The organism is Bradyrhizobium sp. SZCCHNR2028 (assembly GCF_032380995.1).
In the GTDB taxonomy this organism is placed as follows: Bacteria; Pseudomonadota; Alphaproteobacteria; order Rhizobiales; family Xanthobacteraceae; genus Bradyrhizobium.
In genome coordinates this window covers 250120-268104 of the sequence record NZ_JAUHJF010000004.1, presented here as the reverse complement: position 1 = coordinate 268104, position 17985 = coordinate 250120, and the positions used below count along the sequence as shown (strand labels likewise).

General features: G+C 65.8%; 18 protein-coding genes. 10 read left to right on the top strand and 8 right to left on the bottom strand.

The window, feature by feature from the left end; all coding sequences use genetic code 11:
• Positions 1–222: 222 nt before the first annotated feature.
• The 4 genes from QX121_RS09480 to QX121_RS09465 all read left to right on the top strand — a co-directional run bounded on the left by QX121_RS09480 (position 223) and on the right by QX121_RS09465 (position 3248).
• Positions 223–1866, top strand: coding sequence for a nitroreductase family protein (locus QX121_RS09480; protein ID WP_315811766.1), 1644 nt, complete (start codon positions 223–225; stop codon positions 1864–1866).
• A 65-nt stretch (positions 1867–1931) separates the two neighbouring features.
• Entirely contained in the window at positions 1932–2675 is a 744-nt protein-coding gene (locus tag QX121_RS09475; RefSeq protein ID WP_315776257.1) for an ankyrin repeat domain-containing protein, read from the top strand.
• Positions 2672–2986, top strand: coding sequence for a hypothetical protein (locus QX121_RS09470; protein ID WP_315776078.1), 315 nt, complete (start codon positions 2672–2674; stop codon positions 2984–2986). The genes QX121_RS09475 and QX121_RS09470 overlap by 4 nt, the downstream gene beginning before the upstream one ends.
• Positions 2987–3008: 22 nt before the next feature.
• A complete protein-coding gene (locus tag QX121_RS09465; RefSeq protein WP_315738450.1) occupies positions 3009–3248 on the top strand; it encodes a hypothetical protein in 240 nt (79 codons plus the stop codon).
• 126 nt (positions 3249–3374) lie between these two features.
• On the opposite strand, the gene QX121_RS09460 is transcribed toward QX121_RS09465, so the two are convergent.
• A complete protein-coding gene (locus QX121_RS09460; RefSeq protein WP_315776077.1) occupies positions 3375–3818 on the bottom strand; it encodes a Rieske (2Fe-2S) protein in 444 nt (147 codons plus the stop codon).
• 191 nt (positions 3819–4009) lie between these two features.
• Between QX121_RS09460 and QX121_RS09455 the strand changes: the two genes are divergently transcribed.
• On the top strand, positions 4010–4654 hold the full coding sequence (locus tag QX121_RS09455; protein ID WP_315776256.1) for a glutathione S-transferase family protein: 645 nt from the start codon (positions 4010–4012) through the stop codon (positions 4652–4654).
• 5 nt (positions 4655–4659) lie between these two features.
• Here QX121_RS09455 and QX121_RS09450 read toward each other — a convergent pair whose 3' ends face one another.
• Positions 4660–6378, bottom strand: coding sequence for an ATP-binding protein (locus QX121_RS09450; RefSeq protein WP_315811765.1), 1719 nt, complete (start codon positions 6376–6378; stop codon positions 4660–4662).
• A gap of 25 nt (positions 6379–6403) precedes the next feature.
• Positions 6404–8020: a flavin monoamine oxidase family protein gene (locus tag QX121_RS09445; RefSeq protein WP_315811764.1), complete on the bottom strand. Its 1617-nt coding sequence runs from the start codon at positions 8018–8020 to the stop codon at positions 6404–6406.
• A 136-nt stretch (positions 8021–8156) separates the two neighbouring features.
• Here QX121_RS09445 and QX121_RS09440 point away from each other — a divergent pair, with 136 nt between their 5' ends.
• The 5 genes from QX121_RS09440 to QX121_RS09420 all read left to right on the top strand — a co-directional run bounded on the left by QX121_RS09440 (position 8157) and on the right by QX121_RS09420 (position 11848).
• Positions 8157–8561, top strand: coding sequence for a nuclear transport factor 2 family protein (locus QX121_RS09440; protein WP_315755459.1), 405 nt, complete (start codon positions 8157–8159; stop codon positions 8559–8561).
• A gap of 276 nt (positions 8562–8837) precedes the next feature.
• Positions 8838–9356, top strand: a complete 519-nt coding sequence (locus tag QX121_RS09435) for a hypothetical protein (protein WP_315811845.1) — start codon at positions 8838–8840, stop codon at positions 9354–9356.
• 92 nt (positions 9357–9448) lie between these two features.
• The gene (locus QX121_RS09430) at positions 9449–9610 is read left to right on the top strand and encodes a hypothetical protein (protein ID WP_315738455.1); all 162 of its coding nucleotides are present in this window, start codon (positions 9449–9451) and stop codon (positions 9608–9610) included.
• 71 nt (positions 9611–9681) lie between these two features.
• Positions 9682–10272, top strand: a complete 591-nt coding sequence (locus QX121_RS09425; protein ID WP_315811763.1) for a cysteine dioxygenase — start codon at positions 9682–9684, stop codon at positions 10270–10272.
• Positions 10229–11848: a rhodanese-like domain-containing protein gene (locus tag QX121_RS09420; RefSeq protein WP_315811762.1), complete on the top strand. Its 1620-nt coding sequence runs from the start codon at positions 10229–10231 to the stop codon at positions 11846–11848. The genes QX121_RS09425 and QX121_RS09420 overlap by 44 nt, the downstream gene beginning before the upstream one ends.
• A gap of 149 nt (positions 11849–11997) precedes the next feature.
• Here the strand turns inward: QX121_RS09420 and mmsB are convergent, their stop codons facing one another.
• From mmsB to QX121_RS09395, 5 genes are all read right to left on the bottom strand, one after another.
• Positions 11998–13188, bottom strand: a complete 1191-nt coding sequence (mmsB, locus tag QX121_RS09415) for a multiple monosaccharide ABC transporter permease (RefSeq protein ID WP_315738458.1) — start codon at positions 13186–13188, stop codon at positions 11998–12000.
• A gap of 21 nt (positions 13189–13209) precedes the next feature.
• The gene (gene mmsA, locus QX121_RS09410; RefSeq protein ID WP_315811761.1) at positions 13210–14760 is read right to left on the bottom strand and encodes a multiple monosaccharide ABC transporter ATP-binding protein; all 1551 of its coding nucleotides are present in this window, start codon (positions 14758–14760) and stop codon (positions 13210–13212) included.
• 80 nt (positions 14761–14840) lie between these two features.
• The gene (gene chvE / locus QX121_RS09405) at positions 14841–15911 is read right to left on the bottom strand and encodes a multiple monosaccharide ABC transporter substrate-binding protein (protein ID WP_315796773.1); all 1071 of its coding nucleotides are present in this window, start codon (positions 15909–15911) and stop codon (positions 14841–14843) included.
• A 108-nt stretch (positions 15912–16019) separates the two neighbouring features.
• Positions 16020–16904, bottom strand: coding sequence for an SMP-30/gluconolactonase/LRE family protein (locus tag QX121_RS09400; RefSeq protein WP_315811760.1), 885 nt, complete (start codon positions 16902–16904; stop codon positions 16020–16022).
• A complete protein-coding gene (locus QX121_RS09395) occupies positions 16901–17983 on the bottom strand; it encodes an aldose epimerase family protein (protein ID WP_315811759.1) in 1083 nt (360 codons plus the stop codon). Before QX121_RS09395 ends, QX121_RS09400 begins: the two co-directional genes overlap by 4 nt.
• Between the last annotated feature and the right edge of the window lie 2 nt (positions 17984–17985).

Here is a 17985-nt window from a genome sequence, read left to right as displayed (position 1 = left end):
CGGACACGCTGTGTCGGCGCGTCATTCCGGGGCGACGCGCAGCGGCAAGCCCGGAATCCATATCCACCAGCCGTGGTTATGGATTCCGGGCCTGCGCCCAACGGGCTCATGACGACGGGGAGGCAGTTGCGGCTGTTCGGAACGTTTTTTGCTCCGCCTGACGCAGTCACCAAGCGACCGTCCAACATGCGCGAACGCGCAGGTCGCGCCTTGTGAGGAAGCATGTCCGTGTCACAGTCCGGCACGGCGGACGTTCCAGCCGCCGCCGACATCGCGTTGGCCTATCACGCCCGCACCAAGCACAGCCTCAAGCGCTATGCGGCGGGGCCGGAGACGCTGGACTGGGACGCGCAGCCCAATCCGTTCCGCGAGTTCGCCGGCAGCCCGCGCACCGATCTGCCGCTGACCTCGGACCGTCTCGCCGTGAGCTTCGCCGATGCCTGCGACGCCACGGCGCCGGTCCAGCCGTTGACGATCGACGGCGTCGCGCTGCTGCTGGAATTGTCGTTCGGGCTGGCGGCCTGGAAGGAGTACGGCCCTGACCGCTGGGCGCTGCGCTGCAATCCCTCCAGCGGCAATCTGCATCCGACCGAGGCCTATGTCATCGCGGAGAATGTGACAGGGCTCAGCGACGGTCTTCATCACTATGTCAGCCGCGATCACGTGCTGGAGCAACGTTGCCGCCGCGGCAGGCCATCGCATGGCGAGCCGCGGCTATGGCTCGCGCTGTCCTCGATCCATTGGCGCGAGGCGTGGAAATATGGCGAGCGCGCGTTCCGCTACTGCCAGCTCGACCTCGGACATGCGATCGGCGCCGTCAGCTACGCCGCCGCTGCGCTCGGCTGGTACGCGCGCGTGATCGACGGCATCGACAGCGCGAGGCTCGCGGCGCTGATGGGACTCGATCGCGCGGATGATTTCGCCGGCGTCGAGACCGAGAATGCCGATGTGCTGCTCGCGATCGCGCCGCGCGATGCGAGCTCGCGGTCGCCCGCCGGTTTGCCATCACTCGCCACGATCGACGACACGTGGAAAGGTCAGGCGAACCGGCTCGATCGCCATCCGCTCTACCGCTGGCCCATCATCCCCGAGGTGAGCGCGGCCACGGCCGGCGCGGCGCAGGATGCGATCTCCATTCCGTGGCGGTGCCCGCCGCTGACGCGGCAATCACAGGCGCGCGCGGCCGAGCTCATTCTCGGTCGTCGCAGCGCGCAACGCTTCGACGCCAGGTTCACGATGGATCTCGCAACGTTGCTTCACCTTCTCGACGCGCTGCTGCCGCGCGCTACGCCGCCATGGACCATCTGGCCGTTCGCGTCGCGGCTGCATCCGCTGCTATTCGTCCATCGCGTCGAGGGGCTCACGCCCGGGCTCTATGCGCTGCCGCGCGGCAGCGAGGCGGAGACCAGCCTGCGGCGCGCGCTGCGTCCCGACTTCGACTGGCAGCCGGTCGAGCGCGTGCCTGATCATCTGCCGTTGTTCCGGCTGCTGCCGACCGACAGCCGCGGCGTGATCCGCACCGCTAGCTGTCACCAGGCGATCGCGGGCGACGGCTGCTTTGCGATGGCGATGCTCGCCGAGTTCACGCCGGCCGTCAGCGACCATCCGTGGCGCTATCGGCAACTGCATTGGGAGGCTGGCCTGATCGGCCACGTGCTCTACCTCGAAGCCGAGGCGGCGGGCCTGCGCGGCACCGGCATCGGCTGCTTCTTCGACGACTCCGTGCACGAGATGCTCGGCGTGGTCGGAGAGCAGTTCCAGGTGCTCTATCACTTCACGGTCGGCCGTCCCCTGACCGATGATCGCATCACGACGCTGGCGGCCTATCCCGGCCGAACGCGCAATGAAGCGGGAGTCCTGCCATGAGACCGCGTATTCCGTTTCAGCGCATCGATGTCGACCACGCAGCCGAGCTGCTGCAGCGCGACGATGTGCTGCGCTTCGACGTCCGCGACACCGCCTCGTTCGACACCGCGCATATGGCCGGCGCGCGGCATCTCACCCAGCGCAATCTCGCCGAGATGATCGCCGGCACGAGCAGGCGCGCGCCGATCCTGATCTACTGCTATCACGGCAATGCCAGCCAGGACTACGCGCAGACCTTCTCCGATTTCGGCTTCACTGAGGTCTATAGCCTCGACGGCGGCTATGAGGCGTGGCGCCAGCGTTGTCCCGCGCGGAGCGGCGCGGCGAACGTCAGTCCGGCCCTGGCGGCGTGGCTCGCCGCCCAGGGCTTTCCCGCTGACGACGTCGACGCCATCATCGCCAATCGGACCACGCCGCTGATGAAGGCGGCACATCTCGGCAATGTCGTCGTTATCCGCGAGCTGCTCTCTGCCGGCGCCGACGTCGCCGCCAGGAACGCGGACGGCAATAACGCGCTGTGGCTCGCCTGCGTCGGCCGGCATCTCGACGCCATCGACGCGCTGGTCGAGGCCGGCATCGATCTCGACAACAGCAACGACAATGGTGCGACAGCGCTGATGTATGCGTCCTCCTCCGGCAAGGCCGATGTGGTCGCGCATCTCCTGGCCAAGGGCGCGGACATCCGCACCGAGACGCTCGACGGCTTTTCCGCGCTCGACATGGCCGCTTCGCTCGAATGCCTGAACCTGCTGCGGAATGCGGCCAAGGCGGCGGCTTCAAAGGCGCCCGCGCCCGAGGTCCGGCCGTGACCGTCATCGAGCACGATTTCGGCATGCAGCAGCGCCAGGTCGAGCGCCGCTTCCGGACGCTGCTCAGCCTCGATGCGCTGCACGAGGCCAATGTCCGCGCCAATCCCATTCCTTATCTGGAACGCGCCAGCGAGCGCATCTACCAGCTTGAGAAGGCGCTGTTCGATGCGCTGCAGGCGGCGACGGCTGCGGCCGACGATCATGGCGAGACGGTGAGCATCGGCAAGGCCGAGCATCAGCGCCTGCTGCATTGCTGGGCCATCGTCGAGAGCGCCTATGCGCAGCTCGTCGCCGATCAGCCCGAGACCTGACTGAACGAGGTTGGAGAAAGAGATGAGTGAAGGATTCTTCGTGGACTGGGATGGCAACCTGCGCAGCGCCGCCGATCCCGGCGGCGGATATCTGTGCGACATCGACACTGTCGCGCGCTATGTCGCGGTGACGACCAAGAACGGCACGCTGGTGCACGAGGCGACCTTTTTCAGAACCCGGGCCGATGTCGACAAGGCCGGCATCAAGGCACAGCTTGTATCCGGCACCCATCCGTGGGGCAAGAAGGCGGATGGGTTCTGAGGGTCCGCCGAACGACATCACGTAGTGAGTGTCATTGCGAGCGAAGCGAAGCAATCCAGGGCTCAGGTAGGATTCTGGATTGCTTCGTCGCTTCGCTCCTCGCAATGACGTTGGAAATCCCATCCGTCAATCCGGGTGGATCATGATCTCCATGGTCTCGTCGAGGTCGTCGAACGGATCGGGAATATCTTCCACCAGCGCGACGCCGCACAGGCAGACCTCGCCGTCGATGACAGCGAGCGCAATCGGCTCCAGGCTCTGCCCTGCGCAGGCACCGGCGTTGCACAGCCCGGTGTCGATCTCGAACGTTGCGCCATGCCGTCCGCAGCGCAGCAGCGTCCGATCCTTATTGAAGAACTGGCCGCTACCGATGTTCAGCCATTTGCCCTCGTGTGGGCAGCAGTTGACATAGCCCACAAAGCCACCGGACACAGTGTGGATGATCACGATAGGAAACGGCCGCGCCTCGCCATTGTCGCCGATCCGCGACAGGCTGAACGCCTTGGCTTCACCCGGCGCGATGCCGGCGGTCGGACAGATCACGAAGATTTCCGGCTCACGTTCCGTCATGCGCGGCGCTCCCTGACCGGCGCGACGGAGCTACGGGACCGCGATGACGTCTCCTGTCGCAAACCCGACGGCAGCAGCCCGACGTGTCGAGCCACGGCGCATCAGTCTCGATCTGTCCCGATCCTTGCATGAAGCATGCCGTAGGCATCGAAGACACGCGCGATGTCGGCTTGGAGACAATGATGGCCGCGATGAAATTCTACATGACGCCGGGATCGTGCTCGACCGGCATCCACATCATTCTCGAAGAGCTTGAGGAGGTGTTCGAGGCCCATATCGTCAACCTGCCGGCCGGCGACAATTTCAAACCGGACTATGTGGCCATCAACCCGAAATCGACGATTCCGGCGCTGGTGCGCAGCGACGGCAGCGTGCTGACGGAGGTGCCGGCGATTGCCTATTGGCTCGGCCGCTCCAGGCCGCGCGCCAGATTGTGGCCTTCGGATATCGAGACCGAAACGCGGCTGCTCGAAGCCATGAGCTACATTGCCGGAACGGTGCATGGCCACGGCTTCGCGCGCATCTTCGCCACGCCGACCTTCAGCCGCAACGAGGCCGACCAGGAGTCGGTGCGCGCGCTCGGCCGCAACATCGTCGTGAAGGGCTTTGCCATCCTGAACAAGATGCTCGACGGGCAGTCCTATCTCGGCGGCGAATTCTCGGTCGCCGATCCGATCCTGTTCTATGTCGAGTTCTGGGCCGACAAGACCGGCATTGCGCTGCCGGCCAACCTGCTCGCGCACTACCGCCGCATGCTCGCGCGCCCGGTCGTGCAGCGGGTGCTGCGCGAGGAAGGGTATAATCCGGCGACCTTGGGGCAGGCCAGCCAGTTGTAGCCGATCTACTCCGCGGCCTCCGGCAGCAGCTCGTGGTCGCCAAGATCGATGCCGCGGAAGATGGCGCAGCGGCGGAAGACCTCGATGGTCGGGCGGACGCTCTTGTGGTGGCAATATTTGGCGACCAGCTTGGCCAGCCCCTTGATGTCGCGGCCTGACGCGCCTGGGAACGTGTCCACCAGCAGCTCCACCAAGCCGGCATCGACGTTCAAGCCGAACTGCGCGCACATCACCCGCCAGATCCGGCCGCGCGCTTGCGCGTCCGGCGCCTGGAACCTGATCAGCGCGATGCAGCGCGACACGATCGCTTCATCGATGTCGTCGATGCGATTGGTGGTCAGGAACAAGAGCCCGTTGAAATATTCCAGCACACGCAGGAATACGCCGACGACGGCATTCATCGTCATGTCGTCCTCGCGCCGCTTGATGTAGACGTCGGCCTCGTCGATCAGCATGACCGCGCCCCAGCGCTGCGCGCGCGTCAGCGCATCCTTCAGCGCACTCTCCATCGCCGCGACGTTCAGCCCGAGCTGACCGGAATGCACGCGGTACAGCGGCCGGCCGATGATCTCGGCGTAGACCTCCGCCGTCAGCGTCTTGCCGACGCCGGGCGGCCCCGCGCACAGCACGGTGGTGCCGCCGGACTTGCCGGCGACGATGTCGTCCATCAAGAGGTCCATCTCGGCAGTGAGGATGTCGATCAGGTCGGTCTGCTCCTCCGGCAGCACCAGCTTCTGCTTGAGCTCGGGCTGATAGGCGTAGGGCACCATGTCGTCGGCATGCACCCAGAGATAATGGTGCAGGTCGAGATGGAACATCAGCATATAGGGATGGACGGGAATGCGGCAGAAGATGCCCTTCGGGATCGCCGCCCTGGATTCTTCGACCTCCTGCTCGGCGTCATAGAGATTGCTCTTGGCAGCCTTGCGCAGGTACTGCCCGAGTATGTCGCCCGTGACCTCGAGCGTCAGCGCCCGCTCGGTGAGAATGCCTTCGTCGTTGACGAGCCGCGCGCTGCCGCCGCCAGACGACAGCACGATCACGTCCTTGCGCGACCAGTCCATGTCGCGATGCGAGGAGTTCGGATCATCGGCGAAGAAGCCGATGCCGCGGCCGGAGAACTGCGCTCCGTAGCGGCCGCGCCAGGCGAAATAGCGCTCGGCCGTCTCGTCATAGGCGGATATCAGCTCGGGTGTTTCCTTGAGGAAGCCCTTGGCGGCGAAGATTTCGGCGACCGTCCTGCCGACGATGTCGCCGGCGGAGATGCGCAGGGTGGACGTGGTGATCGCGCCCTTGGCGTTGGCCTTGAGCTCGATGAAGACGCGGCCGGCCTCGTCATTCGACGGTGCGCTGTAGTCGAGTCGCGTCACGACATAGGGCAGCGGCCGGCTGGCGACGTTGGCCGTGAACATCCAGCCGCGGATGGCGTCCGAGATCAGGTAGCGCGCAATCGCCGGCAGCACCGATTCCAGTTCGTGCTCGGAGAACCGGGCGCCGGAATCGGCAAAGGCGCGCTGCAGGGTGGCGATCTGCGCCGCACGGGCGTGCCATTCGGGACCGGCCTTCTGGTAGCTGTCGCGCAGGAAGTCGAGCTCGGCGGTCGCGAGTTGCGCCATATTGACCTCGACCTTGTCGCCGAAACGCAGCTGCTCCGTCAACGAGGCCAGACGCGGGAAGGCCACCGCCATCGCCAGGATGGTCGGACGTTCGATCTGCAGCTTCATCGGTCGCACCTCGACGCTGTCGGACTCACGACGACATTCTCGTCGGCGTGCGCGTCACGTCTCCCGACTTTGCCAGCAGCAGGCGGTTGGCGGCGAGCGAGAACTCCTGCCAGGCGGCGGCGATGTCGCGCAGGATCGTCTGCACGTAGTCCTTCGACGGCTTGTGCTCGAACGGAAAGTTCGACAGCGCGCAGGAGGTGCGATTGAAGGCTATGGCATCGTCGAGCAGCGACTGCATGACATCGCGGAACGGTTTCTGGATCTCCGGCATCAGGGCGGAGCGCCCGCGTTCGACGGCGACGTCGCGCATGTCGAAGGTCAGTGCGTCCAGCACCTGCAGCGCCGCCGCGAACACCCCCTCGGTGGCTCCAAGAACAGCGAGCTGGGTCAGTTGCTCGCGCTGCTGCGTAGCGAGGCTGCGGTTGAGCCGCTGCCGATAATCGTCGAACGCGGCATCACGCTGCGCGGCGACCCAGGCGCCGAACCAGGCGAGGCTCGCTGCGTTGCCCGACAGCCCGTCGCCGATCGCCACGGCCGGCCGCGGCCCGGCGATCTCGCCCATGCTCCGGGCCATCGCACGCTCGATGCGCTTGGCGGCGTTCAGGGCACCTTCGAGATAGCCGGCCGCGTGGCTTGCGGTCTCGGCGCCACCGAGGTGCAGCCGCCCGTCCCATAGCGCCCGCCGCAGCATCGGATTGGCGATCTCGCTGTGCTCGCCGCGCGGCGTGGTGCGATCCAATGCGCTGCAGGTGAAGCGCTCGGCCGCCCAGTCCTGATAGTGCTGCTCGCCGCCTTCCAGCGCGGAGCCGAACAGCTGCACCATCTGGCTGTCCATCAGCAGCGGCAGCCCGACACTGAAGGTCGCGCGCAGATCGGGCGAGAAGGCGAGGAAGCCGCCGAGCGCAGCACGGTCGCCGCCGGCATCGCAGGCGTCGAAGATCTCGCCGATCACGGCCTGCTCGTGGCTGACGAACGCATTGCCGGACCGGCCCTGGTCGCGCCAATGCGCCTGGTCGTAGGCGATCACGACCTTGGCCTGCGCCGCCATCCAGGTCTCGGCACCGCGCATCGCATCGAAGGTCGCGTCGTCCAGCTCGGGAAAGAAGCCGACGTGATCGATCAGCAGCCGCGGCGGCAGCGCGAGCACGGCGCGCTTGGCCTCGATCGCGACCGATTCCGTTGATGTGGCAAAGATCAGCCGCACATGCGTGCCGCAATCGACGATGCGCACCAGCTCATGGCCGAGATGGATGAAGGGCTGCGGCAGATCACGCGCCAGCGCCTCGACCAGCTTCGTCATGCCGCCGGAGAGCCGGCGCGCGCCCTGGTGGACCGGCGGCCCGCCGATCTGCTCGGCCGACTTGTCCGCCTCCTTCAGATGAAGAACCGTGCCGTCATCGTGCTGGGCAAAGTCGGACAGGCCGAGCTCCGCGATCAGGCCGGTCAGCAGCGGCTGGGTGTCCGGCCAGAACCAGGTCGGGCCGAGGTCCAGCGCAAGCCCCGCCTTGCTCCTGACCGACAGCACACGTCCGCCCAGGCGATGTCGGGCTTCGAACAAAGCGAACGTGCTGCCGCGCTGCTGCAGGCTGCGCGCGAGTGCCATTCCGCACAATCCACCTCCGACAATGGCCGTTTCGAGCATGGCAGGACCTCGGCTGATGCGTTGCGATCGCGTCTCGACCGGGTCCTGCAAGAAGCTTGCAAGTTTTTGCGCACCAGGGGATGTGCGTTTCCAAACATTGCTTGATTTTCGCACCGGCTTGGCTCACGCCATCACAATGAGCGACGAGCGCGAGATCCTGGCCGCCAATGCGGCCTTCTATGCTGCCTTCACGGCCGGCGATTTCGCGGCACTCGTTGCCCTCTGGGCCGATCGCGACGGCATCTCCTGCATTCATCCGGGCTGGCCGGCGATCGTCGGCCGCGCCGCCGTGATCGGCAGCTGGCGCGACATCCTCGCCAACCCCGGCCGGCCGAACATCGTCTGCGCGGACCCGCACGCGATCGTCGACGGCGATCATGGCCACGTGCTCTGCATCGAGCTGGTCGACGGCGCGGCGCTCGCAGCGGCCAATCACTTCGCGCGCATCGACGGCGCCTGGCGGATGATCCACCACCAATCCAGCCCGATCGCGCAGCTCGCGACGCCGGAACACGACGCCGACGGCCATCGTCTCCACTGATCGCCGCATCTGGCACGAAATTTGATCTACCCTCCCTGACCGGCAGCAATGTCGGGGATTGTTGATTTTCGTCGCGTCGGATTCGGGTCGAATGTCCGTCTCCACGCAAGGCGATCTGCGCAGGCTGCGACCAGCAACGTGCAGATGCCGACGGGAGACAGGGATGGCACGCGTTCTGACCGCCTATCTGAAACGCAGCGATGTGCCGACGCGCACAGCGTTGCAGCAGGCCATCGACCTCGCGCTCGGACAGGCGCAGGGAGCACTGGTATGAACATCGCGGCTCCACTTCAGCCGACGGCAATCCATGCCGTGCCTGCCGAGCTCTGCGAATGCGGCTTCCGCCTGCTGATGATCCGCCAGTTCAATGTCGGCGCGGTGCCGCCGGCCTTCGCCATCATTGATCAGCGCGTCATGCGCATGCCGCAGCGGCTCGGCCGCCATGGCGTGTCGTTTGCCGCCACGTTCCTGCCCGAGGTGATGTCATGGCTGATCGATCATCTCGGCCGGCCATCGCTGCATGATGAGACCGGCCGCTCCTACCGCAATCCGCGCTGGCCTGTCGTGTGCTGGCATGACCAGGAACGCTACTGGCCGAGCGGCGCCGTCACGGTCGAGTGGTTCGCCGAGGTTGCCTTCCAGGATCACGCATCATGGATGGCATTCCGCACCCATTGGCACGAAAGCCTGACGGGCCGGAATGCCGGCGCAGATGCGACCGATGGAGAAGCAGAGCAGCGCGACGCGTACGATGCGGAAAAGGAATTTGCCGGCGAGGTGCTTCAGCAGGCATGATCTGCCAAAGTGATGCGGAGCCGTGCCGGGCTCTGTTCGATGCCGGTCGAGGCGTGATATCAAGGACGTGATCAATCCGCGCGGAGGCTCTCATGCGCTACGTCTCATGGTTCGGAGGCTGGCTCGGTCATTTGCTGCCGCAAGGGCGCGCTGACAGCCGTCTCAAAGCGCACGACATCCTCACCCGGCGCCCGGCCGCCGAGTTGTCCAATGAGGACCTGTTCTACATCGCGATGCTCGGCCCTCACGTCTGAGTGGGATCAGATCCCTCGCCCATCGCGCCGCCCATCGGCGGCCTCCCGCCTCGATACGACACGAGCCCGACATGACTGACATTGCGCGCTTCCGCGACTTCGTCGCCGATACGGCACGCCTCGTCGCAAGCACGACAAACGAGCCGGAGCTGCTCGCCGCGCTCGCACCGAAACTGAAGGAGCTGGTCGCGCATGACGACTGGCTGCCTCAGGCCTTTGCGGTCGCCGACGGCGGCCGCTACCGACAATATCTGCTGTATGCCGATCCGCTCGATCGGTTCTCCATCGTGAGCTTCGTGTGGGGCCTCGGCCAGGGCACGCCGGTGCACGACCATCGCGTCTGGGGCCTCGTCGGCGTGCTGCGCGGCGAGGAACTCTCGGTCAGCTATGCGCGGCAGCCGGACGGCACGTTGCGCGAGGCTGCGCCGGAGCGGCTGCGGGCTGGACAAACGGCCGCGGTATCGCCACACATTGGCGACATCCACGCGATCTCCAACGGTCTGGCGGACCGCTCCTCGATCAGCATCCACGTCTATGGCGGCAATATCGGCCGCATCCGCCGCGCGGTGTATGATGCGGAGACCGGCGCCGCCCGAGACTTCATTTCCGGATATTCGAATGACACCGTCCCCAACCTCTGGCCCGACCGCACCGCCGCCTGACGGTTTCCGCATCATCACACCGACCGAGTTGCGGCGGCGCTGGCGCGCCGGCGAGGAGGTGGCACTGCTCGACGTCCGCGAGGAAGGCCCATATTCGCTGTCGCATCCGTTCTTCGCGGTGTCGCTGCCACTGTCGCAGATCGAGCTGCGCATCCTCGATCTCGTGCCGCGTCTGAATGTAGCCGTCGTCGTTTATGATGATGGCGAAGGCTATGCCGCCCGCGCGGTGCCGCGCATTCATGCACTGGGCTACACCGACGTCGCGATGCTCGCTGGCGGGCTGTCGGGCTATGCGCGCCATGGCGAGGTGTTCCGGGACGTCAACGTGCCGAGCAAGGCGTTCGGCGAATTGGTCGAGGCCATCCGGCACACGCCGTCGCTGTCGGCCGACGACGCCAAGGCGCTGATCGAGCGCGAGTCGAATCTGGTCGTGCTCGACGCCCGCCGCTTCGAGGAATATCGCACCATGAGCATCCCGCGCGGGGTCAGCGTCCCCGGCGGCGAGCTGGCGTTTCGGGCGCGCGAGGTCGCGCCGTCGCCCGACACCACGATCATCGTCAACTGCGCCGGACGCACGCGCTCGATCATCGGCACGCAGTCGCTGATCAATGCCGGGCTGCCGAACAAGATCTATGCGTTGCGCAACGGCACGATCGGCTGGACACTTGCCGGCCATCAGGTCGAGCGCGGCAAGACCGCGCGCGTCCTGGAGCGGCCACGGACGAGCTACGCGACCGCGCTGGCTGATGCCAAGGCCTGGGCCGAGCGCGTCGGCGTCGGCGTGCTCGATGCCGCGACATTCGCGCGCCATCAGGCCGAGGCCGGGGCGCGCACGCTGTATTGCCTCGACGTCCGCACGCCCGAGGAACATGCCGCCGGCCATCCGGCCGGCTTCGTGTCGGCACCGGGCGGCCAGCTGGTGCAGGCGACCGACGAGTGGGTGGGCGTGCGCGGCGCCCGTCTGGTGCTGTTCGACGATGACGGCGTGCGCGCGCGCATGACGGCGTCATGGCTGAAGCAGATGGGCTGGGACGTGGCGGTCGTGGGACCGGATGTCGTTGGAGCGACCGAGACGGAAATCCGCGCCGCACGCCGACCGCCGCTGCCGCAGCTTGGCGACGCGGCAATCAGCGCCGAGCAACTCGCGGCCGATCCCGCTGCGTGGACGATCGTCGATCTCACGCGCAGTCCGAGCTACAAGGCCGGACACATTCCGGGCGCACATTTCGTGCTGGCGTCGCGCTTTGCGGATGATCTCGCCAAGCTGCCCGGCGACGGTCCGATCGTGCTGACCAGCAACGACGGCAGCGAAGCCGCGTTTGCGCTTGCGGATGCACGTGCCGCGACGACGCGTGAGCTGCGCGTGCTCACCGGCGGCACGCGCGCCTGGACGGCTGCCGGGCATGTGCTGGAGAGCGATCGGTCCTCATGGATCTCGCTTGCCGACGACGTCTACAAGCGTCCCTATGAGGGCACCGACAACGCCGCCGAAGCGATGCAGGCCTATATCGACTGGGAGCTGCAGCTCGTCGCTCAGCTCGCCAATGACAGCGTGTCGAATTTCCACGTGGTGTAGTTCTGTGAATGCGCAGGGTGGGCAAAGCCGCATTCGCGACGCGAATGCCGCGTGCCCACCGCTTTCACGCGGGTCGCGAGACGTGGTGGGCAGGCGCCGCTTTGCCTACCCTAGGTCGTTACAGCGTCACCGGGAGCTGCGCGCCGAACTCAGCGGCGCTGGTTGTAGACGTCGATGCAGACGGCGCCGAGCAGCACCAGGCCCTTGATGACCTGCTGATAGTCGATGCCGACGCCGAGAATGGACATGCCGTTGTTCATCACGCCCATGATCATGGCGCCGATGACAGCGCCGCCGACCCGTCCGACGCCGCCATAGGCCGAGGCACCGCCGATGAAGCAGGCCGCGATGACGTCGAGCTCGAAGCCGAGGCCGGCCTTCGGCGTCGCGGTGTTGAGCCGGGCGGCGAAGATCAGGCCGGCCAGCGCCGCCAGCACACCCATGTTGACGAAGGTCATGAACACGAGCCGCTCGGTCTTGATGCCCGACAGCTTGGCGGCCTTGGCGTTGCCGCCGACCGCATAGATCTGCCGGCCGACCACGGTGCGGCGCGTCATGAAGCCGTAGAGCGCGATCAGCGCCGTCATGATGACCAGCACGTTGGGCAGGCCGCGATGCGAGGCGATCAGATAGGTGAAATACATCAGTGCGCCGGCCAGCACGACGTTCTTGGCAGCGAAGAAGCCGAACGGCTCGACCTCGATGCCGTGCTCCACCTCGCGCGCACGGCCCTTGACGCTGGCATAGACCAGAATGAGCGTCAGCACCGCGCCGATCGCGAGCGACGTGGGATAAAGATGCGCCGCGCTCGGCATGAACTCAGGGATGAAGCCGGACGACAGCTTCTGGAACGTACCCGGGAACGGCCCGACCGATTGCCCCTGCAGCAGCGCCAGCGCCAGGCCCTTGAACACCAGCATGCCCGCCAAGGTGACGATGAACGACGGAATGCCGAAATAGGCCACCCAATAACCCTGCGCGGCGCCGATCGCGGCGCCGACGATCAGGCAGGCGATGATCGCGAGCGGGAAGTCGACGTGATAGCGCACCATCAGCACGGCGGCGACGGCGCCGACGAAGCCCGCAACCGAGCCGACCGACAAATCGATGTGCCCGGTCACGATCACCAGCAGCATGCCCAGCGCCATGATGACGATGTAGCTGTTCTGCAGCACCAGGTTGGTGAGGTTGAGCGGCTGCAGCAGGGTGCCGTCGGTCATGAACTGGAAGAACAGCATGATCACGAACAGCGACAGCAGCATGCCGTAGCTGCGCAGATTGTTCTTCAGGAAGCCGCTATGCGACTTCTCCTCCGGGAGCGAAACCGTCTTGTCGGTCATTGCTGGCGTCCTCCCGACCGCTTACGCGGCCGTCTCCTGGTTCTTGATGGTTTCGTTGCGCATGATGGCGCGCATGATCTTTTCCTGCGTCGCCTCCGGCCCGGCGAACTCGCCGACGAAGGCGCCGTCATTCATCACGCAGATGCGGTCGCAGATTCCGAGCAGCTCCGGCATCTCCGATGAGATCACGACAACACCCCGGCCGGCATCCGCGAGCTCCTGGATGATACAGTAAATCTCATACTTTGCGCCAACGTCGATGCCCCGCGTCGGCTCGTCGAGGATCAAGACCTTGGGATCGGTCATCAGCCATTTTGACAGCACGACCTTCTGCTGGTTGCCGCCGGAGAGCTGGCCGGCCTCCTGATAGACGTCGGAGCAGCGGATCCGCATCCGGCCGCGGTAGCCGGACGCCGCCTTGAGCTCGGCGATGTCGTCGATCACGCCCTTCGGCGCGACCTGCGCGAGGCTCGCCAGCGTGATGTTCTTGCGCACGTCGTCGGCCAGGATCAGGCCGAGCTGCTTGCGGTCCTCGGTGACATAGGCGAGGCCGGCGTCGATCGCGGCCGGTACGCTGTTGAGAGTGACGTCGTGGCCTTCGAGGCGGGCGCGGCCCGTGATGTTGACGCCCCAGGAGCGGCCGAACAGGCTCATGGCGAATTCGGTGCGCCCCGCGCCCATCAGGCCGGCGATGCCGACGATCTCGCCGCGGCGCACCTGGAAATCGACGTTCTTGATTACCTGGCGGTCGGTATGCTGCGGATGGTAGACCGACCAGTTCTCGACCGTGAACACGGGCTCGCCGATCTTCGGCTGCCGCTCGGGGAAGCGGTGCGCCATGTCGCGATTGACCATGCTCTTGATGATCCGGTCCTCCAGGACCGGCTCGGCGCGGCAATCGATGCTGTCGACGCTGCGCCCGTCGCGCAGCACCGTGATGCGATCGGCGACGCGGGCCACCTCGTTCAGCTTGTGCGTGATCAGGATCGACGAGATGCCCTGCTCGCGGAAGGCGACGAGGCGGTCGAGCAGCGCCTGACTGTCGGCCTCGTTCAGGCTCGCCGTCGGCTCGTCCAGGATCAAGAGCTTGACACGCTTGGACAGCGCCTTGGCGATCTCGACCAATTGCTGCTTGCCGACGCCGAGATCGGTGATCAGCGTATCCGGCGATTCCTTCAATCCCACCTGAGCCAGCAATTGCTGGGTGCGCCGGTAGACCTCGTCGCGATCGATGACGCCAAAGCGTGACGGCGCATGCGACAGGAAGATGTTCTCGGCGATCGACATCAGCGGAATCAGCGCGAGCTCCTGGTGGATAATGATGATGCCGAGCGCCTCGGAATCGTTGATGTCACGGAAGTGCCGCTCCTCGCCTTCGAAAATGATCTGGCCCTCATAGCGGCCGTAGGGATAGACGCCGCTCAGCACCTTCATCAGGGTCGACTTGCCGGCGCCATTCTCGCCGACGAGGGCGTGGATCTCGCCCGCCGCGACCGTAAAGCTGACGTCGCGGAGCGCCTGCACGCCCACGAAGCTCTTGCTGACGCTGCGCATCTCGAGGATTGCCGTCATCGCGCTGTATCCCGCAACACTTGAAGTCGTTGAGATAAGAGGAGCCGGCGAGCGCATGGCCGCGCTCGCCGGCCATGAGATCACTCGACCTGCGACTTTTTGTAGTAGCCGCCTTCGATCAGGACCTTCTCCCAGTTGCTCTTGTCGACCACGACCGGCTTGAGCAGATAGGCCGGGACGACCTTGACGCCGTTGTTGTAGGTCTTGGTGTCGTTGACCTTCACTTCCTTGCCGCTCAGCGAAGCATCGACCATGTCGGCGGTCACCTTGGCGAGGTCGCGGGTGTCCTTGAAGATGGTCGAGTACTGGTCGCCGCGCAGGATCGCCTTGACCGACGGCACCTCGGCGTCCTGGCCGGAGATGACCGGCATCGGCTGGTTGCCGCTGCCATAGCCGACGCCCTTCAAGGACGAGATGATGCCGATCGAGAGACCGTCATAGGGTGACAGCACCGCATCGACACGCTTGTTGCCGTAATAGGCGCTGAGCAGGTTGTCCATGCGGGCCTGGGCGGTGGCACCGTCCCAGCGCAGGGTCGCAACCTTGTCCATGCCCTTCTGGCCGGAGGCGACCACGAGCTTGCCGGAGTCGAGATAGGGCTGCAGCACCGACATCGCGCCATTGTAGAAGAAGTAGGCGTTGTTGTCGTCCGGCGAGCCGCCGAACAGCTCGATGTTGAACGGTCCCTTGCCGTCCTTCAGCCCGAGCTTGTCCACGATCGACTGCGCCTGCAGCACGCCGACCTGGAAGTTGTCGAAGGTCGCGTAGTAGTCGAGGTTCGGCGTGTCGCGGATCAGGCGGTCATAGGCGATCACGGTGATGCCCTTGGCCTTGGCCTGCTTCAGCACGTCCGACAGCGTGGTGCCGTCGATCGCGGCGATCACCAGCACCTTGGCGCCCTTGGTCACCATGTTCTCGATCTGCGAGAGCTGGTTCGGAATATCGTCCTCGGCATATTGCAGGTCGGTGGTGTAGCCGCGCTCCTTCAGCACCTTCACGATGTTGTTGCCGTCGTCGATCCAGCGCGCCGAGGATTTGGTCGGCATCGCGATGCCGACGGTCCCCTTGCTCTGGGCCAGTGCGGCGCTGGACAGCGCCATCGCGCCGAGGCCGGCCAGCGCGGCGGCCATGATGGTCTTCATTCTCGACATGTCTTCACTCCCTTTGGATTTTCGAATTTTGACAAGAGATACCCGATTGCGTATCTTGATACCAGTTAGCTGTTAGGCTGAACGACGCTTGACTGATTGTTCCTCCTCTCAGATCGACAGCTTGACGTCGGGCTCGGCGCGACCGTGAGCGCCGACGTCAAGAAGGAAAGTCTGGCCATGGCCGGGGTCGGCCGCCTTGGCCGCCTCGTCCATGTCCTGCCAGGCCGACGTCACCAGCAGGCGCGACAGATCGGGACCGACGAACGCCGGGCAGCTCGCCTGGCTGGCCGGAACCGCGATGCTGCGCAGATGCTCGCCCTGCGGGCTGTAGACGTCGACACAACCGCCGCCCCAGCGTGCGTTCCAGATCCGTCCCTCGGCATCGACGACGGCGCCATCGAGCCCACCGACACCGGCATGGCGCAGCAGCACCTCCGGCTCGCCGCGCGGCAGGCCCGTCTCCGGGTCGAGCGCGACACGGTAGAGGACGTTCTCATCCGTATCGGCGAAATAGCCGATCGCGCCATCCGGCGAGAAGCAGATCGCGTTGGGAATGGTGACGTTGGGGAACAACCGGATGATCTCGCCGCGATGCAGCGCATAGATCGAGCCCAGGCCGCACTCGGCGTTGCGGCCCATGGTGCCGATCCAGAACGTGCCGGAGGGATGGACCCGCGAATCGTTCGACCGCGTCGCCGGATTGTCGGCTTCGAGCGGCAGATGCAGCGACAGCGCGCCGTCGGCGACTCTGCGGATGTAGAGTCCGTCCTCGGCCACGATCAGCTGCCTGTCGGCATCGATGCGGCCGAGCGCGCTCGCCATCCTGCCGAGCCCGTGGCGGCGGACTTCGCCGCTGCCGATCTTGGCCTCGAACAGCAGGCCCTCCCGAATGTCGAACCACCAGGCGGTGTCGGTGTGGGGATCGTAGGTCGGCCCCTCGCCGAGATGGCAGCGCTCGTCGCAGAGGATCGTGGTCGGCACCTGCTCGATCATCTGGGCGCTCCCGCGGTTGAGAAGCGATACACGGTCTCGTGCTCATAGACGTCGACGGGCGCAAGACGCGCGCTTGGAAAATCCGGACGGTTCGGACTGTCAGGCCAGACCTGCGGCTCCAGGCAGAGCGCGTCGGATTGACGATAGACACGCCCCTTGCCGCTCACGGTCGCGTCAAGATAGTTGCCTGAATAGACCTGCAAGCCAGGCTGATCGGTGAGCAACTCCATGATCCGCCCGGAGCGCGGCGACTCGAGCCGGGCCGCGAAACGCACGCCAGAGCCGTCGCGCAGACAGAAATTATGATCATAGCCGCGGCCACATTTGATCTGCGCATCGTCGGCACGGATGCGCGCACCAATGGGATGCGCGTCGCGGAAATCGAACGGCGTCCCCACGACGGAATGCGGCGGCCCCGCCAGCGGGATCGCAGTCTCGTCGATCGCGAGATAGTGGTCGGCTTCGACTGTCAAACGATGATCGAGAATGCCGGTGCCGGCGGCCAGGCCGTCGAGATTGAAGAAGCTGTGGTTGGTCAGGTTGACAACCGTCGTCCGGGTCGTCCGGGCGCTGAAGCTGACGGCCAACTCCGTCGGTCCCGCCAGCTGATAGGTGACACGGACGTCGAGCCGCCCCGGATAGTTGGCCTCGCCGTCGGGACTGACATAGAGCATCGTGACCGAGGGCTGGGCGCCGCCTTCGGTGGCGACGATCTGCCAGAGCTTGCGGTCGAAGCCGTCGGGGCCGCCATGCAATGCATGCGCACCATTATTGGCGTCGAGGCGCAGGTCCTGACCGTCGAGCGAAAAGCGCGCCTTGGCAATGCGGTTGGCGTAGCGTCCGACCGTTGCACCGAAAAATTTCCGGAGCTTGAGGTAGCTCAGCAGGTCGTCGTGGCCGAGCACGACGTCGTCGACGCGGCCCTGCGCATCCGGCACCAGCAGCGCCTGCAGCGCCGCGCCGTAAGTGATGATCCGCGCCTCGAAACCGTGAGCGCCACGCAAGGTGACGCGCTCGACCTCGCGGCCGTCCGGCAGCGTGCCGAAGACATCCCGGGTGATCCGTGCCTGCTCCGCCATGG